Source organism: Metabacillus crassostreae (genome assembly GCF_016908395.1).
In the GTDB taxonomy this organism is placed as follows: domain Bacteria; phylum Bacillota; class Bacilli; order Bacillales; family Bacillaceae; genus Metabacillus; species Metabacillus crassostreae.
Genome location: NZ_JAFBDU010000001.1, coordinates 121,199 through 137,497, shown reverse-complemented (window position 1 = coordinate 137,497; position 16,299 = coordinate 121,199). Strand labels below are relative to the sequence as shown.

The 16,299-nt window shown below is 31.9% G+C and carries 18 protein-coding genes; 5 read left to right on the top strand and 13 right to left on the bottom strand.

The window, feature by feature from the left end:
- The first annotated feature begins 191 nt into the window (after positions 1-191).
- Positions 192-338 (top strand): hypothetical protein, encoded by a 147-nt coding sequence (locus tag JOC75_RS00785; RefSeq protein ID WP_204952233.1) that lies wholly within the window; start codon positions 192-194, stop codon positions 336-338.
- 248 nt (positions 339-586) lie between these two features.
- Here the strand turns inward: JOC75_RS00785 and JOC75_RS00780 are convergent, their stop codons facing one another.
- The 3 genes from JOC75_RS00780 to JOC75_RS00770 form a co-directional block, all read right to left on the bottom strand.
- Positions 587-868, bottom strand: a complete 282-nt coding sequence (locus JOC75_RS00780; protein ID WP_204952232.1) for a hypothetical protein — start codon at positions 866-868, stop codon at positions 587-589.
- Positions 869-891: 23 nt separating this feature from the next.
- Positions 892-3,216 (bottom strand): RNA polymerase recycling motor HelD, encoded by a 2,325-nt coding sequence (gene helD / locus JOC75_RS00775; protein WP_204952231.1) that lies wholly within the window; start codon positions 3,214-3,216, stop codon positions 892-894.
- Positions 3,217-3,901: 685 nt separating this feature from the next.
- Complete coding sequence (locus JOC75_RS00770; protein WP_204952230.1) at positions 3,902-4,558, bottom strand: hypothetical protein; 657 nt, start codon at positions 4,556-4,558, stop codon at positions 3,902-3,904.
- 350 nt (positions 4,559-4,908) lie between these two features.
- Between JOC75_RS00770 and JOC75_RS00765 the strand changes: the two genes are divergently transcribed.
- The gene (locus JOC75_RS00765) at positions 4,909-5,679 is read left to right on the top strand and encodes a hypothetical protein (protein WP_204952229.1); all 771 of its coding nucleotides are present in this window, start codon (positions 4,909-4,911) and stop codon (positions 5,677-5,679) included.
- 146 nt (positions 5,680-5,825) lie between these two features.
- On the opposite strand, the gene JOC75_RS00760 is transcribed toward JOC75_RS00765, so the two are convergent.
- A complete protein-coding gene (locus tag JOC75_RS00760) occupies positions 5,826-6,110 on the bottom strand; it encodes a hypothetical protein (RefSeq protein ID WP_204952228.1) in 285 nt (94 codons plus the stop codon).
- Between the two features lie 147 nt (positions 6,111-6,257).
- Between JOC75_RS00760 and JOC75_RS00755 the strand changes: the two genes are divergently transcribed.
- Positions 6,258-6,449, top strand: coding sequence for a hypothetical protein (locus JOC75_RS00755; RefSeq protein ID WP_146945978.1), 192 nt, complete (start codon positions 6,258-6,260; stop codon positions 6,447-6,449).
- A 45-nt stretch (positions 6,450-6,494) separates the two neighbouring features.
- Here JOC75_RS00755 and JOC75_RS00750 read toward each other — a convergent pair whose 3' ends face one another.
- Together JOC75_RS00750 and JOC75_RS00745 are read right to left on the bottom strand one after the other, a co-directional pair.
- Positions 6,495-7,541, bottom strand: a complete 1,047-nt coding sequence (locus JOC75_RS00750) for an aldose epimerase family protein (RefSeq protein ID WP_204952227.1) — start codon at positions 7,539-7,541, stop codon at positions 6,495-6,497.
- Positions 7,542-7,691: 150 nt separating this feature from the next.
- On the bottom strand, positions 7,692-8,474 hold the full coding sequence (locus tag JOC75_RS00745) for an alpha/beta fold hydrolase (protein WP_204952226.1): 783 nt from the start codon (positions 8,472-8,474) through the stop codon (positions 7,692-7,694).
- 454 nt (positions 8,475-8,928) lie between these two features.
- On the opposite strand from JOC75_RS00745, the gene JOC75_RS00740 reads away from it, so the two are divergent.
- Both JOC75_RS00740 and JOC75_RS00735 read left to right on the top strand, forming a co-directional pair.
- Positions 8,929-9,135: an alpha/beta-type small acid-soluble spore protein gene (locus JOC75_RS00740; RefSeq protein ID WP_146945981.1), complete on the top strand. Its 207-nt coding sequence runs from the start codon at positions 8,929-8,931 to the stop codon at positions 9,133-9,135.
- Positions 9,136-9,364: 229 nt separating this feature from the next.
- Positions 9,365-9,541, top strand: a complete 177-nt coding sequence (locus tag JOC75_RS00735; protein ID WP_204952225.1) for a hypothetical protein — start codon at positions 9,365-9,367, stop codon at positions 9,539-9,541.
- A 179-nt stretch (positions 9,542-9,720) separates the two neighbouring features.
- On the opposite strand, the gene JOC75_RS00730 is transcribed toward JOC75_RS00735, so the two are convergent.
- The 7 genes from JOC75_RS00730 to JOC75_RS00700 all read right to left on the bottom strand — a co-directional run bounded on the left by JOC75_RS00730 (position 9,721) and on the right by JOC75_RS00700 (position 16,173).
- Positions 9,721-10,344, bottom strand: a complete 624-nt coding sequence (locus tag JOC75_RS00730; protein ID WP_204952224.1) for a CAP domain-containing protein — start codon at positions 10,342-10,344, stop codon at positions 9,721-9,723.
- 361 nt (positions 10,345-10,705) lie between these two features.
- A complete protein-coding gene (locus JOC75_RS00725; protein ID WP_204952222.1) occupies positions 10,706-10,900 on the bottom strand; it encodes a hypothetical protein in 195 nt (64 codons plus the stop codon).
- Between the two features lie 12 nt (positions 10,901-10,912).
- Entirely contained in the window at positions 10,913-11,674 is a 762-nt protein-coding gene (locus tag JOC75_RS00720) for a 2-amino-3,7-dideoxy-D-threo-hept-6-ulosonate synthase (protein WP_204952221.1), read from the bottom strand.
- A 20-nt stretch (positions 11,675-11,694) separates the two neighbouring features.
- Entirely contained in the window at positions 11,695-12,801 is a 1,107-nt protein-coding gene (locus JOC75_RS00715) for a 3-dehydroquinate synthase II domain-containing protein (protein WP_204952220.1), read from the bottom strand.
- Between the two features lie 46 nt (positions 12,802-12,847).
- Positions 12,848-13,600 (bottom strand): amidohydrolase family protein, encoded by a 753-nt coding sequence (locus tag JOC75_RS00710; protein ID WP_204952219.1) that lies wholly within the window; start codon positions 13,598-13,600, stop codon positions 12,848-12,850.
- Positions 13,601-13,660: 60 nt separating this feature from the next.
- Positions 13,661-15,607, bottom strand: a complete 1,947-nt coding sequence (locus tag JOC75_RS00705) for a hypothetical protein (RefSeq protein WP_204952218.1) — start codon at positions 15,605-15,607, stop codon at positions 13,661-13,663.
- Between the two features lie 2 nt (positions 15,608-15,609).
- The gene (locus JOC75_RS00700; RefSeq protein WP_204952217.1) at positions 15,610-16,173 is read right to left on the bottom strand and encodes a tetratricopeptide repeat protein; all 564 of its coding nucleotides are present in this window, start codon (positions 16,171-16,173) and stop codon (positions 15,610-15,612) included.
- Positions 16,174-16,299: the final 126 nt, after the last annotated feature.

The following is a 16,299-nucleotide window of genomic DNA, read 5'->3' as shown; positions in this document are numbered from 1 at the left end:
AAGCGTGTCAAAGGGAGACCCCACAGGCGCGCAGCTTACGAGGAGGCTCCCGGACCGCCCGCGGAAAGCGAATGCCTGTAACGGAAATCAACAACAAAGTTTAACAAGCCTAAAACTAAAAAAGGTTTAAGAACTGTAATAGTAGGGTATTAGTTAATGATGAAACTGTATTGGAGGTATTTTTTAAGTATATGAATAATAATAAAAGCATGAATACCACAAACAACCAAGAGCTTATTGAACTTGTTAAAGAAGCTTTAAACTCTGATGTAAATAAAGAAGAATTCAAACAATACATCGAATTAAAAAAGCTAGAAATGAAAAAACATATGAACTAAAGCAATGGCAGATCAACTGTTTACAAAATTTAAACAGTTAATCTGCCATTGTTTTTTTATGAATAAGGTCTATAAAACAATATTGATTGTTACCGTTACAGATACTTTTGTTTCCGAAGGCAGTCCGCTAGCCTCCCTCGAAAGTAGCGTTGCCTGTGGACTCTTCACCAGAGATGCACCTCCATCAAGCGTCTTCATATATTCACTACAAAAAGGCTAAAAACTTTCATATAACCTATTAAGCCTTCTTATTTCATTTGCTTAAATTGTTCTATAAAATGCTGTGGACTCGTTTTTACTGTATATGAATACATCCCTTTCGTTGTATGTAGGTATAATAAACCCATTTCTTCCGAAGAGAAGAAACGAAAAGAGATATCTAAAACTTCTTCAAGTAAAAATGAATCAAAAGAAGTAACAACACGTTCACAGGACAACGTGATCTTATGTTCTTCTTCTTTATGAAACTGTGTATTATCTTCAATTTTCCTATTCACTATAACATATGGTATTTTAGCGATAATTTCCACATTGCCCTCCTATTTCATAGATTTTATTCTTCAATATAAAGGTCTCGAGAAACATCCTTTACAAAAGTTGTGAGCTCCCCTTCATAGAAAATAGATAATTCATGCATAGCTCTTGTACAGGCTGTATAAAAAAGATTTCTTAATGATTCAGCTTCATAAACTGTTTTCGAAGCATTAAATATAATAACAGCATCGAATTCAATTCCTTTTGCCAAATATGCTGGTATAATGACAATACCTTTATCAAATTCATTACTTCGTTTATCAACTAAATGAACATCAATAAACCCCTTTAGTAGCTCATAAACTTTATTACTTTCTTCAGCTGTTTTGCAAATAATAGCAATACTTTTATATTCAGGTAGAAGCTTAATCTTTTCAATGATTCCGTTTATAATGTCGTTTACAGATTGTTTTTTTATAACAACAGGCTTTTGCCCTTGTCTGTTAAAAGGAATAATCTCTGTATCTTTATTTACTAACATCTCACTTGTGAAGTTTACAATTTCAAATGTCGAACGATAACTTCTATTTAATTCGATTTTTTCAGTTTTTTCTTCTTCAAACAACTGTGAAAGTGCACCCAAGCCTGTGTAGGATTGGTGAGCATAAATTGCCTGGTTATTATCACCCAATACTGTAAACTTCGCATTAGGAAACAGATGTTTTAAAAAAGAAAATTGAAATGCTGAATAATCTTGTGCCTCATCTATAAAAACATACTTTACAGTTGTATTTACTTTAAATCCTTCTATTTTTTCCTTTAAATACAAATACGGTGTAGCATCTTCGTATGGAATCTTCCCTTCTTCTATCTCTGCAACGGTATATTCCCCTATACGTTTCCAGTCGTTTTTCTCAAAGGTTTTACTATGACTAAGATCAAATAATTGCTGATAAATTGCTTTCATATTAATAAATGAATATGATTTAATTCCTTTTTTTACTGCAACTAAATTTCTTTTAACTACATATTTACTCAATAGCTCCTGCTCACGGTCATAATCATCAAAGGTTTCTTGAGAAAATCTTTTTTGTTTACTTAATTTCTCAAAATAAAATTGGTATTCATCTTTACTTAAAAACTGAATTTCTTCCTCTACCCACGGTTTTATTCGTTCACGTTTTTCCACTTTCTTTAACTCTGCTAACAACCACTCTTCCACAAGCTTTATGCGATTAGTTATTGTGATTGCAGAATCCAGAGAATAAAAATAAGTATAAATTTCCTCTGATTTAAAAAGAATTTCACCCCTAAAAAGAATATCATTAAAGATTAATCCTTGTTTGCTTAACAATTTAAGGTAATCTTCCATCACTTCCATATATTCAAAAGAAGATTTATATTTTGTTGCTTTTATACGTAATAGAAGACTTTCATCATTTTTTGCAGTTAGCATATACTCCATTTGTGTAAATAAATCTTCAACTTCAAATTCATTTCCAAGTGAGTGTTGCAAATAATTTTGAAATGTTGTTTGCTGCATATTTTCTTCACCAAGCTCTGGTAATACATTGCGTATATAACTATTAAACATTGTATTTGGTGAAAACAATAATATTTCTTCTGCTTCTAGGCTATCTCGATATTTATATAATAGGTAAGCCACTCGTTGAAGTGCAGCAGAGGTTTTTCCACTACCTGCAGTTCCTTGCACAATTAATAGCTTTCCCTTTTCATTACGAATTACTTTATTTTGCTCCTGCTGAATCGTCGCAACAATACTTTTCATTTGTGAATCAGATTGTTTTCCTAATACCTCTTGTAGTAATTCATCTCCTATTGTTACTCCTGTATCGAACATGGCTTTTATCGATCCATTTTTTATGATAAATTGGCGCTTCAGCTTCAATTCACCACTAATACATCCACCAGGTGCAGTAAAATGAGCTGAACCTAAACTATAATCATAATATAGACTTGAAATAGGTGCTCGCCAATCATACACTAAAAATTCATCCGTATTTTGATCAATATAAGAAGCAATACCTAAATAGATACTTTCTACCTCATCTTCTCCGTCCTCTTTAAAGTCAATTCGAGCAAAATAAGGGGATTCAACAAGTCTTGTTAAATTTTTAAAATCACGATCAAGATGTTTATGACGGTGTTCTTTTTCAGCTAAAAATTCAGCTTGTTGTTTAATACTAGTAGCTGTTTCCCCTGCTTCAACTGCGTCGTCTAAATTGACTGTTACATCTTCCCAAAAGTTTTTCCTTATTGAAACAATATCAGTTTTCATCGATGATGATTGTGCTTTTAGCTCAGAAAGATTTTGTTTCATTTTCTTTATTACTGAGTTAATCCTAGATTGTTCTTCGGTTAAATCTATCTCAAATTGATTCATAGAAAACCCGCCTTGTTTATGTAATTTATAGGCTACCCTTATAAGTTAAATAACTATAACTAAATTTCATTATAATTAAAACCATTTTTATCTAGGCTATGTTAAAGCTTAATGATGATTATTAGCACTTGTTGATTGCAGGTGAATATATGAGACTCCTGCTTAGAGAAGCCTGCAAAGGGAGACCCCACAAGCTCTCAAGCTTACGAGGGAGGCTCCCGGACCTAGGAAGAATTGTCCTTTAAAAAAGCCGGCAGTTGGGATTTTTTATTATTCTTCCCTAGGAAAAAACGAACTGCCGGGGAAAGCGAATGCCTGTAATGGAAATCAACAAAAAAGTTTAACAGAGCCTTTATCAAAGCTAAAAACTTATATTATAGTATTCAATTCGAGGAATATCATAAAATTCCTACTATAATTTCTCTTTGTATAAATTTAGTTTGAATTTACATATTACATGTTCACGTTTTAGAAATTTTTTTCAGAAAATTTTCATAAAATCTGTTATATAAATAGAGTTGCAAATCTAATTATGTTAAAGGTAATAATTTAACGGTATCACTTATACTTACACTTCACAAATAATTGATATGATTAGTCATACAGCTGTTCAAGCCGTTTCTGACAAATAAATAAGAAGAAGGTTGATTGCAGTGATAATCACTACCTCCAACCTTCTTATTATTTATTGCAAATCAAATTCTGATAATGAGTCCATATGGCTTGCTATCATTGCTATAATAGTGCTTGCTTCCTCTTTACTAAAAATGAAGTTCGTTTCATCTTTTATTAAGTCATCATCATCTGTTTTAATTCTATTGATGCGTCGTAATACACCATCTCCCGTTTCTTCAACAATACCAAATTGATAAGTAACTTCTACCTCATCCTCATACTTGAAGGCTGTTACTTCCGGTGTTTCCCATTCAACATCAATCTCTTCAAGGATATCTCCATCATCATCTTCTAGATAATGTTCACCTTGATCATCAAGATCAACTTCATACACTTCTTCGTAATCATCTTCATCATCATTCATGTAATCATGAAAACTTTCATGAACAGCATCAATAATATCCTCAATATCTGAAAGAAGAGTTCTAGAAGTTTGCTCGAATTCTAAGTCGAATGTTTCAAAATAAAATTCTTCGTTATGTGGATCAAAAAATAAAGTGCAAAAATATTCACGCTCATCTTCCTCATTTAAAACAAAGAATTCAATCCTAGGATGTTTTGCACCGCGATCGATTGACATATGTCCTACTTGATCATACTTTTCACAAATTGATTCAAGATGCTCCTGCAATTCACTGCTCACACGGTCAAACCATTCTAAACTCATCTTCCTACCACCTTTACATTATTGTCCAAACTAGTATGCCCTTTTTTGAAGGAACAAACATAGTTTTTCAAAAAATATAACTATTATTTTCTTATATAGCCATTTGCTTTAGATGTACAAAAATTAATCCCTTTTTTCCTCGGGTACAAAGACTCCTTGTAAGCTGCGTGCCTATAGAATATTCCTGGATACTGGACATTCTCATTACGCAGATATATTCAACTCAAATTATTAATCAGTAAAATTTATTAGGTTTAACAAATTCTAAATAAAAAAATAATGATCAATTAAGTGGGTTAACACATAAGATAATAGTAGTATTTGAATTTTGCAGAGAGGAGTGAGTCATTTTGGTATATATAAAAAACCATTCAAATCCTTCCCTATATAAGCAACCAAGTGAAATTATGGTTAAGTCTAATCAAAAATTCTTTCGAAAAAATTCATTAGAAGAGCTTCTTAATAATCAGGATAAGGTGAATAAGTCACTTGATAAGTCTACAAAGGAAGTCAACAGTATATTAAATGAAACTAAATTCGAACAATTTCAGCAATTCAACCATCTTGTAAGACAGTTAGAAGAACAAGAAAAGCGAACAACTCCTCTAATTGAAAATCTTGATACACAACAAAAAGTCTATGATATGTTTTTAATCCGTTTAAATAAATTAGAACAACTACATCATGAACTTGTTCAAAAGCATGATGATAAAGAAGTTATACATCAAGCAATGATGGATCAACTGACAATACAAGATCATGCACTTCAAAAAATGTCCAAAAACATTGAAACCTATACCGATCTTCATAAAGATTTAAACAATCAGATTAATACTCAACACAAAACTAATGAAGAAATATTAAAGTCACTTGAACTTCAAGAAGCATTTCATCAAACGGTATTAGAAAAGTTAGATCAACAAGATGCTTTGAACCGGAAAACCGCTAATGAATTAGATACTCTAAAATCAACATTATATGAAAGAATTAACTATGTTATTGAGAAAATTGAAGACAATTATAAATCAATCATCACATACTTTGGAAAGCTATTTAAAAAAGATAAATCTGCTGTAAGAATGGAAGAGGAAAAACAGAAGGAAACGGTAGGAAGCAAGTAGAATAAACATACTTTACACAACTTAAATCAATAGGTAGTTAAGCTGAAGCAGGACTTTCCTGTTGCTTCAGCTTTTTTTAATTAAATTTTTTTGTACTGCTTTATGTATACTAGAAAATCATTATGAAGATACAAACAAATCAATTTCTAACATTCGAAATGTTCACCATAAACCATAGATAACATTTGATGAGAATCATTTTCAGAGATGACTTCATATTGCTTAGCAAAGCTTTTTAAGCTATCACAAAAGCCAACGTTATCATCTCCAACACCTTCAGACCAACTTACAAAATTACGAAAATCTTCCAAAGGATCATAAGATTCGAATCGCGCAACCACATCTGTAGAATTGCCTAATGTTGAAACTTCAATTCCTTTATATGAGTTTACATTGTTAGGATCTGACTTTATACAAGCATAGAAAATCATAAACCAAACTCCTTTATATATTTCTTTTTCTTTAAAGTTTGTTAAAAAACTAAAAATATACAAATATTTTTTTGAAAGTTGCTCTTCTTGAACTATGGATAAGGTCATTGAAGGGAATGATAAAAGAGAAACAAAGGAGGGATAAAGATGCCTGAAAAACATCCTAGTTTTATGTATAGCGAATATTTTGTGGATGAGCCTGGGAATTGGCATTTTAAAGAGGGAGCTCCTAAAGAATTAAAAAACGAATTACGCTCCTACTTGCAATCTTTAAATACGATTCAAGATGAACCTGGTACGATAAATAGTATACACGTACCATATCCTTATGGAGATTGAGTAAAAAGATAAAACGGCCTTATTATCTTTAAGGCCGTTTTATTATCAGATTGTAGTAAATTTATATTTTGTTGTTGTGTTGTATTCTTCACCAACATCTAGAATACATGGATCAAAATTAGGTTGGTTAATGGAATCAGGTAGGCCCTGAGTTTCAAGACAAATGCCTAAATATTTTTGAGCTTGTACACCTCTAATTTGAAAATCTCCTTCTAGCATGTTTGATGTATATACAACAACACTTTCTTCATCAGTTTCAATGATTAATTTTCTACCACTTGTTTCGTCTTCTAACACGATTTCTTCATTATGATTTTCATTTAATAAAAACGGGTGATCAATTCCTTGACCAACCTTCTTAATTTGATCATCATTTGATAAGATTGCTTCTTTCAATTCTTTTTTATTTACGAAATCAAATGGTTTTTTGTCTACACTTACTTTTTCTCCAGTTGGAATAAACAATTCATTTAACTCCAAATACTCATTACTTTTCAATTTTAATTTGTGTGATAAGATATCTTGTTTGACATTTCCACTTAAATTAAAATAAGTATGATTTGTTAGATTTATAAGGGTTTTTTTATCTGTTGTTGCTGTATATGTAATTGTTAACTCATTCTGATTATTAATTAAATAAGTAGCATTAACAGTAACATTCCCAGGATAACCATTTTCACCATCTTTACTTAATAGTGAAAATTTCACACCTATTTCATCTTCATTCTCAATTATTTCGGCATCCCAAACCTTCTTGTCGAATGCATTTGGTCCACCATGAAGATGATTTGTCTTTTCATTTTGTGGTAAAGAGTACGTTTCACCATCTAATTCAAATTTACCGTTATTAATTCTTCCTGCTACTCTTCCAACGATAGAACCAAAATATGGAGAATGCTCTAAATAGTCTTCAACAGATTCAAAGCCTAATACAACGTTTTCTGCGTCTCCATTTTTATCTGGAGTTGAAATACTAGTAATAATACATCCTAGTGATATACAGCTCACTTTAAATCCTTGATCATTTTGTAGTTCATAAGAATAAACTGTTTCCCCGTTAGTTTCGCCAAATCTCTCTTTTACAACCTTCATATTTTCCTCTCCTCTATTTATTATTTAAGGAAGCGTTAACAATTACAAATAATAGATATTTAACATTTTATGTTTTCATTATAACTTTATGGTGTAAAAACAACAATCATTTCACCTGATACATTACAAATATCTATGAATTACATTCAATTATTTCTTATGATCTATTGTTCCATTTATATATCTTGCAATCTCAGCATTCGCTAATTTCCACCTTTTTGTAGGAACTTGATGATTTGTGTGTTTGAAATAAACGATTCTATATCTCTTAATCTGCTCTTTAAAATAAGTATTATATTTATTGATCAAATCAGATTTGGTGCCATACATTAATAAAACTGGAACATTAATCTTATTCAAATCATGTATTAGGTTGATTTGAAGAACTTCCTGATAATATTTATACCAAACACTTTTTTGTGACTTTAACATATGATGGAAAAGTTTTTTCTGTAATTTCTTATTTTTCGTATGACTTAATGCCAAAATTTGTGCTAATAATCTTCTATGATGTTTAACCATAAAAGCTCCTACCTTATGTTCCCATTGTAAAAAAGTATTCAAAACAGCAGGATAACCACCAAATAAAATTAGCCCTTTGACTCGCTCTTTATAATAAATACTTAAAAATTGAGTAATTGCTCCTCCTGCAGAATAACCACAAAGTACAGCTTTTTCAATCCCTAATTTATCCATAAAGTGGATGATTTCATCCGCGAAATAACTTACTGAAACATTATTGGAATCAACTCTTGAACTATCTCCATGTCCACTTAAATCAGGAATGATTAATCTCATACGGTCTTTTAGTTTTTGCTGATAATAAAATACATGTCTACCCATACCTGGTGGATGAACAAAAATAACTGGAGTTCCTTCACCAATATCGTCATACGTAATTTTATTGCCATTTTCAAGAATAACACTTGGCATTTATTTTACCTCCTCTATTTTCCATACTACTTTTTGTAGTTTCCTCTACTTCATCTTGTTGATTTTAGTTAGAAACTAAACAAAAAGTACTTCAATCATCAGTAAGCATCAGCTCTTCCTAAAAAGAACTTTTACAACTTTTGTTAGGTACTACATCGTTGTAAATCAGCAGAATTCTAATAAGAAAAATTATTATTTTTGTAGTATTCCACATAGTTATGTGGTTAACCAATTTTCACTGGGAAAAATTTCTCGAAAAAAATTAGCATATATTTTTTAAATCGTGAAATATTAATTATCAACATCGCTTACAGCAATTACTTATTCAAACGCAAAAGCATAATTAAGTGCAATAATCATTTATTTTCTTATCGGGTTAACCTAGTTGGTTAACGGTTTGGTGCAATTCCAGCCTAACCCACCAAAAACTATTCATGAAGGAGATGGATTTATTATGGCAAGCAACAGTAATAACAACAATTCTAATCAATTAGTGGTACCTGGTGCTTCTCAAGCAATCGACCAAATGAAGTATGAAATCGCTAATGAATTTGGCGTAAACCTTGGTGGAGAAACAACATCTCGTGCAAATGGATCTGTTGGTGGAGAAATTACTAAGCGTTTAGTTTCTTTTGCAGAACAACAATTAGGTAGCAAATAATAACACTTAACTAAATAATATATATGGATATAAGAGGCGACTCAGTTGAGTCTGCCTCTTTTTTTCTTTAATCATTTAATTTCAATTATGGCTATATTTTATGCATGCACCTTGTGGTTTGGAGCATGCAATAAGTTAGTACTTACCTTTTTTAACTGTTCTAATTAATTTCCCTTTCATTGGATACGATACTAATGAGTTGAAAATTTGATTATGGAGTTGATTTTCATTGGTAAATGAAAACTTTGATGAATTTATTAAAACAGAAGCAAAACACAAGTCTAAATATGTAAATTCTACACAAGAGCCTTATAAAATTAATGATGAGAAGACTAACACAAGAAGTGACACCGATATGTCTGTAGGAGCAGAAGGTAGAGATATATCTAAGGAAACAAATGAATAGATAAATACATGATAAAGGTTCTATTTGGAAAGATTGTTGATAGTAGAGTCATTATCTGTTGTAAACAGTGTATTATTGGCTTAAAAGGTGCAATTTATGAAAACAGACTTTCTTAAAGATTGCTAAAGCTAAAAAATTAAAGAAGAGGATGGGAATTCCCATCCTCTTCTTTTCCTTATTTATCTACCTTTTATAAACATTTGAACCCATGCACCATGATAAAACCCAACACCAATTGCATCAAATTCTGGTTTTAGAATATTCGCTCTGTGACCTGAAGAATTCATCCAAGCTTTCATAACTTCCTGAGGTGTTTTTTGACCTTTGGCTATATTTTCACCTGCATTTGTATAGCTGATTCCAAATGTTTTTAACATATCAAACGGTGATCCATAGTTCGGACTCGTATGTGAAAAGTAATTCGAGTTTATCATATCTTCTGCTTTCTTTTGAGCTACATTTTTAACATCTGCTCGATGTGTAAGTGCCTTTAACCCAGCTTTAGCACGTTCTTGGTTTACTAGCTGTACAACTTGTTCTTCAAAGCTACTAACACTTTTAGCTGATGGTTTCAAACGAATTACTTCACCTACGTGCATATTTCTAGGTTCAATTGAAGGATTTAATTCCATTAACCTTTTATAATCTAATCCATATCGCTGTGCAATGTACCAGAATGAATCACCCTTTGATACTTTATAAAATTCAAATGGTGGCTCTTTAAATGTTTTAATTTGACCATGTGATACAGCTGGCATGATTAATAATAAAACAAAAGTTACTGCTATTAATTTTTTTAACATATTTTCACTCCTATGTATTTTCTTGTGTATTTTTTTCACCTATTATAGTTTGGCTTACAATTTTGATTTCATACGGTATTTTTTAAAATATAAAACTAACCTAATTTTATGTTAATGTTTTGCCCTAATTTATGCTTGAGCTGATTATAAAAAAGATCGGGGGTTAAAAATGCTTTACCAAAAAAACGTGAATTCATAGTAGAATTCACGCCAAAACTTTCCACTTATTTCATTCATTTTAAGATACCTGGATATTTAATGACTTAAGCATAAAATAAACAGCTTTTTTTCCTTCTCGTTGATATTACCATTTAAAGACAGTTAACTTGTTCTTTAAACGTCTCAAACGAATTTCTTAATTTCATTTTAGTTCATTATCATTTTTCATCGTTAATAGTTTTTCGTTGATTTTCTCTAAAGGAATTTGTATCCCTAAACCTTCAATCATCTCAAAAACTGCAGCTTGAATTTGATTACTTGTTGCTCCTTGTTCTTTTAATTCTTTAATTTTGGTTGAAAAATTACTGACTGCTTCATTTAAATTTTTATTGTCCATTAGTTCACCTCATTATTGATCTAAAATAGATCGTATACTTGCACAAAGCTTTTCAGGATTTTCGTCTTGGAAAATATTACGGCCAATTGAGATTCCATTTGCACCTGCACTCAAAGCATCATCAATCATAACAAGTAGGTCATCATTTGATGATAGTCTCTCTCCACCTGCAATCAACACAGGAATTTTCACACCAGAAACGACTTCAGCAAATGATTCTGCTGAACCACTGTAATTAACTTTTACAATGTCTGCCCCTAATTCTTCTGCAACTCTTGCAGCATGCCTTATTCTTTCTTGATCAAATTCATGTTGTTTAGAGCCATCACGTACATACATCATTGCAAGTAGTGGAATGCCCCATTTATCACACTCTTCTGCAATTAAACCTACATCTCTAATTTGTTCTGCTTCAAATGGAGAGCCTAAATTTACATGTGTCGAAATTGCTGTCGCACCTAAGCGAATTGAATGCTCTACAGATGATACAACTTCCTTTCTTGTTGATTGTGATTCTGGAGCAAGTGCTGTAGAAGCTGATAAATGAACAATCAACTCACCTTTATTAGAGCCAATTGAATCTGTTAGATAACGAACAAGACCTTTATGCACAACAACAGCATCTGCTCCTCCAGCAAAAACAGCATTTACTGTGTGATTAATTTCAGATAAACCTTTAACTGGTCCAATCGTAATTCCATGATCCATTGGAACAATTAATAATTTGTCGGAATGATGATATAATTTTTTCAAACGGATTTCTTTACCTGACATAGTGAAAACTCCCCCACTTTTTATCTCTCAATAATTGTTTCGCTAACTTTAACTCCTACATGTCGACCAGGCTCACAAATATAAGACAATAACTCATCTCCAGGTTGAATTGTAGAAGCATTTCTTGGTTTGCCATCTGCACTCATGATTCGGATATGCCAATCATCCTGTACAATCACATTTAACTCACTTTCTCCCACTTTTCCTTTGATCAGCAACATCGGACGTACTTCAGTTTTAATTCTTCCTACTGTTAATACTCGAGTTTCACCTTTTGTATTAACACAAAGAACTTTATCACCTGCTTTTAAATCACTTAAATACTCAGCAGCATCATCTGGCTGCCACACATAAGAGTGAACTGCTCCTGCATTTACTCGGAATGGTCTTAAATTCATATAAGGAAGATAGTGAGTTTCCGAACAAACAAAAACTCCACCACCAGAAGTTGAACCAATAATCATTCCTTCGTCCTGGTTCATAATACCAGTCGTATCAATACAAGCTCGAACACCCATACCAGCATGAACAACCTCTGTTACGACCATTGGATGTAATTCTAAGCTCGGTAATGCTTGCTTTGACATAAATGCAGTTAAACGTTTAACCTCATCAATATCAGTTGTTGCAAATAATACGCCATCACTACCTTTTTCAAGGGTTCCATAAGCAATTTCTGTATCAATCGCTGTATTAACTGCTCGTAATAACACTGTGTTACTTTCTTCCAGCCTAGCAATGATTAATTCTAGAGGTATATTTGTTGGTAAATCAAAGTCAACTGCAGCAAAGTCATATTCACTAGCTTCTCTTGAGCAACGTTCTAGCATTTCACGGTCATCAACTGAATAAAAAATACAAGTTTTATAGTTTCGCTTTTTTGCTTCTTCTAGTAAAGCTTTATTATCAGAAAAAACAACATCCTCTGAAGGAACATTTTCTAATTCCTCAACATTTGATACTTCTGTAATGAAAGACATTTTTTGTGGAAAATATCCTTCTTGACGTTGCTGAACTGTTACCAACGCTTTATCAATAGGAGAGTGATTAATTAACTCCCAAACATCCATATTTTCAACTGAAACTCCTCTACCGTCATACCAAACTTGTCGTTGTTTTTGTTGCATAATAATTTCTCCCTTCAATTTCACCTAGATTAACAGTTATCACACTTTAAATTTTTAATAATTGCTTTATATTTCCACTTACGATATCTTCACGTTCACGATCAGTAATATTTAGCTTCATGATTTTTTCCAGTTCTATTCCTGGATGTGATAGTGGATATTCTGATCCAAAAATCACTTTTGAGGAGCCTACTTTTTTAACTGATTCCTGTATATGAAGGAAATTACCTGTTGATGTTTCTAAAAAAAAGTTATCTAACGATTTTGCTGCTTCCAATGCCTCTTGGTCTGCTGGACCAAATCCCATATGACCAATAATAAATTTAGTTTTTGGAAATTTCTTTGCAAGCTGAATAAACTTTGCAGTTGATGCACCTGGGCTATATACAACATGTGTATAAAATGGAAAATCATAATCGCCACATAGAGACGCTAAGCTTGTAATTCCTTTTGATGAAAACGAAAACTGATGTGATAGCGGAGAAAGCTTTAGTCCTTTAAATCCTTGTTTCTTACCCTTTTCAAGCTGTTGCTCTACATCTTTGTCATGCGGATTAATACAGATAAAACCATGGATGTTCTTATTTTCATGGCATGCTTTTTCAATATATTGATTATCTGGAACAGGATTATCCGGTTTTGCTCTACCTGTGATATACTCAGTCATTTTACGTACATCTAGCATTGCTCCAGGAACTGCCACTACCTGATCAATACCGATCTCGCTCATTAACTTCTGATATAATTCTATGTTCCCATACTCTGTATTAGATAAATGGGCATGTGCGTCAATAATCATACTTTTCACCTCTGTTTCCTTGCTCTTTATAATTTCTTTTAGTTTGGATTGAAAACTCGATTATTCAAATGTCATACCTCGAGCTTTTAATCTCGCAACGTACATTGATTCAGAATCTTCTTTATATAATGCACTCCATGTTTTTTCAGCAAGATCTATCAAACTAGTTTTTTTATATAAATGACCTAAATCATATAATAATTTCAAGTATTGCTCTCTTGTTATTGGAGGTTTTTCAAGATTTTGTTCATATGCAGATTTTACAGCTTTAAAGTCCTTGATTGCTTTATCACTTGTATGAAAAAAACCTTCAGGAAGAGATTGATAGATAACTCCTCTTAGATATTTCAACTCAGGATTTTCTGAATGAATCGATTCATTCAACAACTTTATACCCCGTATGGTATCCTTGAACATTTCCTGTGGGTCATTAGCGAACTTACCCATTAATGCCACTGATGCTGCATAGTAGGTTTGAGCTGTTTCACATTCTGGAAATGCATTCCTTGCTTTTTCCCATGCTTCTAAACTTTGAATAGCCGCATCCTTGCATCCTTTAGCACCCATAAAATGCATTTCCTTGGCTTTCTCATACAATTTGTCTTTTGTTGCCACAGTAAGTGTTCTTAAATCAATCTTTTTATACGCATAAATTTCCTTTTTCTCTTCCAATTTTTCTTGTATTTCCATAGAAGGATTAAGGTTATTTAATTTTGCCCAAGCTTCTTTTGCTTTTTGTATCATACCTAGCTTTTCATAGGCAATACCAAGGTCAAACAATAATTGATGGTGAATCTCTGAACCCTTTTCTTCCAGAAATTCCTGATTCTTTATTAAGCATTCGATATCTGCACTAGCTATTGCAGCTCTTCTAAAAAATAATTCAGGTAATCTTAAACTCTGTCTTGAACGAATAAGTTTTAATTCATTAAGATCTGGATGCTCAGTAATCAAACTATCCATCGCTTTCATTGACTTTATAGCTGCACCAAACATTTCATAGGTGTTAATAGAATCTCTGCCAAGCATCGATTGTAAATCGATATAATACATTTCTACTTCTGGAGATGAATTTGTTAAAACAAACACCTCAAAAAAGTCTAAAGCTTCTTTTACTTCATCTGATGTTCCATTTAGAGCCTTGCTATAAATAGAGAAAGCTTCATCTGTCATTCCTTCCATCTCTATTTGACCATCAATATCTTGTTCACTGTCTAATTCAGTATTATTTATTGATGGATTTCTTAACATTTTGAAGGCTCTAAGTTTCTCTTGATAGTTCTTTGCCATGTCTATCTGATTTGACCGTTTGTAAACTTCTACTAAGTTTTTTAAAATTTCTGTATACTCATCATCATTTAATATTGTTGAGTTCTTTTCATAAACTTCCACTAAATAGGAAAAATCTTCAATTGCTGTTTTGGAACGTTGAAAATAAAGGTCAGGTAGTCGATATGCAACATGCCCTCTTAAAAATCTAGCAACAATACAATCAGAATCTGATTCAATTAATTCATCTAATAGGCTTAAGCCTTCTAGAGCAAATTTCATCTTATCTGTCACACTATGTGTATCTCTGGCTATTAAACATGTTGCACTTCCAAAATAAGCTTTAATCTCTTTATGATTAGGCTGCTGTTCATACAACTTTTTTAATTGATCATAGGCATTTTTAACTGATTGTTTATTTCCTTTTAACCCAGCATCATGTTCTTTTATAACCTCGTCTAATACTCCTGAGTGACTTTCAGTTGGATTTTCATTTATTGTTTTTTTCTGCTTGCGTAATCTAAATGTTAGATTATTAGTACTTTTTAAAACTCTATTTTTTTTGTTAGTTGTGTTTACTGGTTTTTTTTCTTCACCTGAAGAAGTAGTTGAATTAACATGCTGTTTGTATTGATAATGTTCATGCTCTTCATTTAGGTTATTTGCAAATCCTGCTTCTAATAAATAAGGATTAGCTTTTGCTAATTTTTCTATTAACTTTCTTTTTTGTAAATTCATGATTATTCACCTCCATTTCGTTTAGCATTTTCAACAAGAGTGTTATATTTTCTATTATTTTCTTTCAACAATTGATTCCAAGCTTGATCTGCTTTCTCAAAATCACCAAGTGTTTGATAGCATTTACCTAGATTTAATAGAATTTCACAATATAGATTTTTCGTTATATTTTTATTCCTACTTTTATACTCACTGATAAGGAATTGAAAATCTTCTATTGCAGTTTTTGTTCTTTTGAAATACATCTCAGGCAATCGAAATGCTACATTACCTCTTAGTAATCTAAATTCATAATTCTCCGGCTCTGCCTTAACAGCTTTATCTAATGCTTTAAGACCCCTTTTTGCTAGATTCATTTTTTCAATTAAATCTATATGATCTTTCGCTACTAAAGCAGAGGCACTTCCAAAATAGGCTTCAATTGTTGGATTATTAATTACATCTGTTTTAAGTTTTTTTAGTATCGTAAGTGCCTTTTTTGCAGCTTCTTTATCACCCTCTATGGCTTTTTGATGAAGTGCAACCGCTGCTTTAAGATCTTCTTTCCAATCTTCTTTATTGCTCAAAATATTTTGCACCTCCTTCAGAAAGCAACTATGAACTCTTTAACGTTTCATAGTTTTAGAATACATTTACACATTATGTAAAAGAGAGAAGATGGTGATAGACGATAATGGAAAAGAACTTAATTG

Coding starts and splice junctions, on each gene's coding strand:
- JOC75_RS00785 (WP_204952233.1), top strand. CDS start 192: ATGAATAATAATAAAAGCATGAATACCACAAACAACCAAGAGCTTATT.
- helD (WP_204952231.1), bottom strand. CDS start 3,216: ATGAATCAATTTGAGATAGATTTAACCGAAGAACAATCTAGGATTAAC.
- JOC75_RS00770 (WP_204952230.1), bottom strand. CDS start 4,558: ATGAGTTTAGAATGGTTTGACCGTGTGAGCAGTGAATTGCAGGAGCAT.
- JOC75_RS00760 (WP_204952228.1), bottom strand. CDS start 6,110: ATGATTTTCTATGCTTGTATAAAGTCAGATCCTAACAATGTAAACTCA.
- JOC75_RS00755 (WP_146945978.1), top strand. CDS start 6,258: ATGCCTGAAAAACATCCTAGTTTTATGTATAGCGAATATTTTGTGGAT.
- JOC75_RS00750 (WP_204952227.1), bottom strand. CDS start 7,541: ATGAAGGTTGTAAAAGAGAGATTTGGCGAAACTAACGGGGAAACAGTT.
- JOC75_RS00745 (WP_204952226.1), bottom strand. CDS start 8,474: ATGCCAAGTGTTATTCTTGAAAATGGCAATAAAATTACGTATGACGAT.
- JOC75_RS00740 (WP_146945981.1), top strand. CDS start 8,929: ATGGCAAGCAACAGTAATAACAACAATTCTAATCAATTAGTGGTACCT.
- JOC75_RS00730 (WP_204952224.1), bottom strand. CDS start 10,344: ATGTTAAAAAAATTAATAGCAGTAACTTTTGTTTTATTATTAATCATG.
- JOC75_RS00725 (WP_204952222.1), bottom strand. CDS start 10,900: ATGGACAATAAAAATTTAAATGAAGCAGTCAGTAATTTTTCAACCAAA.
- JOC75_RS00720 (WP_204952221.1), bottom strand. CDS start 11,674: ATGTCAGGTAAAGAAATCCGTTTGAAAAAATTATATCATCATTCCGAC.
- JOC75_RS00715 (WP_204952220.1), bottom strand. CDS start 12,801: ATGCAACAAAAACAACGACAAGTTTGGTATGACGGTAGAGGAGTTTCA.
- JOC75_RS00710 (WP_204952219.1), bottom strand. CDS start 13,600: ATGATTATTGACGCACATGCCCATTTATCTAATACAGAGTATGGGAAC.
- JOC75_RS00705 (WP_204952218.1), bottom strand. CDS start 15,607: ATGAATTTACAAAAAAGAAAGTTAATAGAAAAATTAGCAAAAGCTAAT.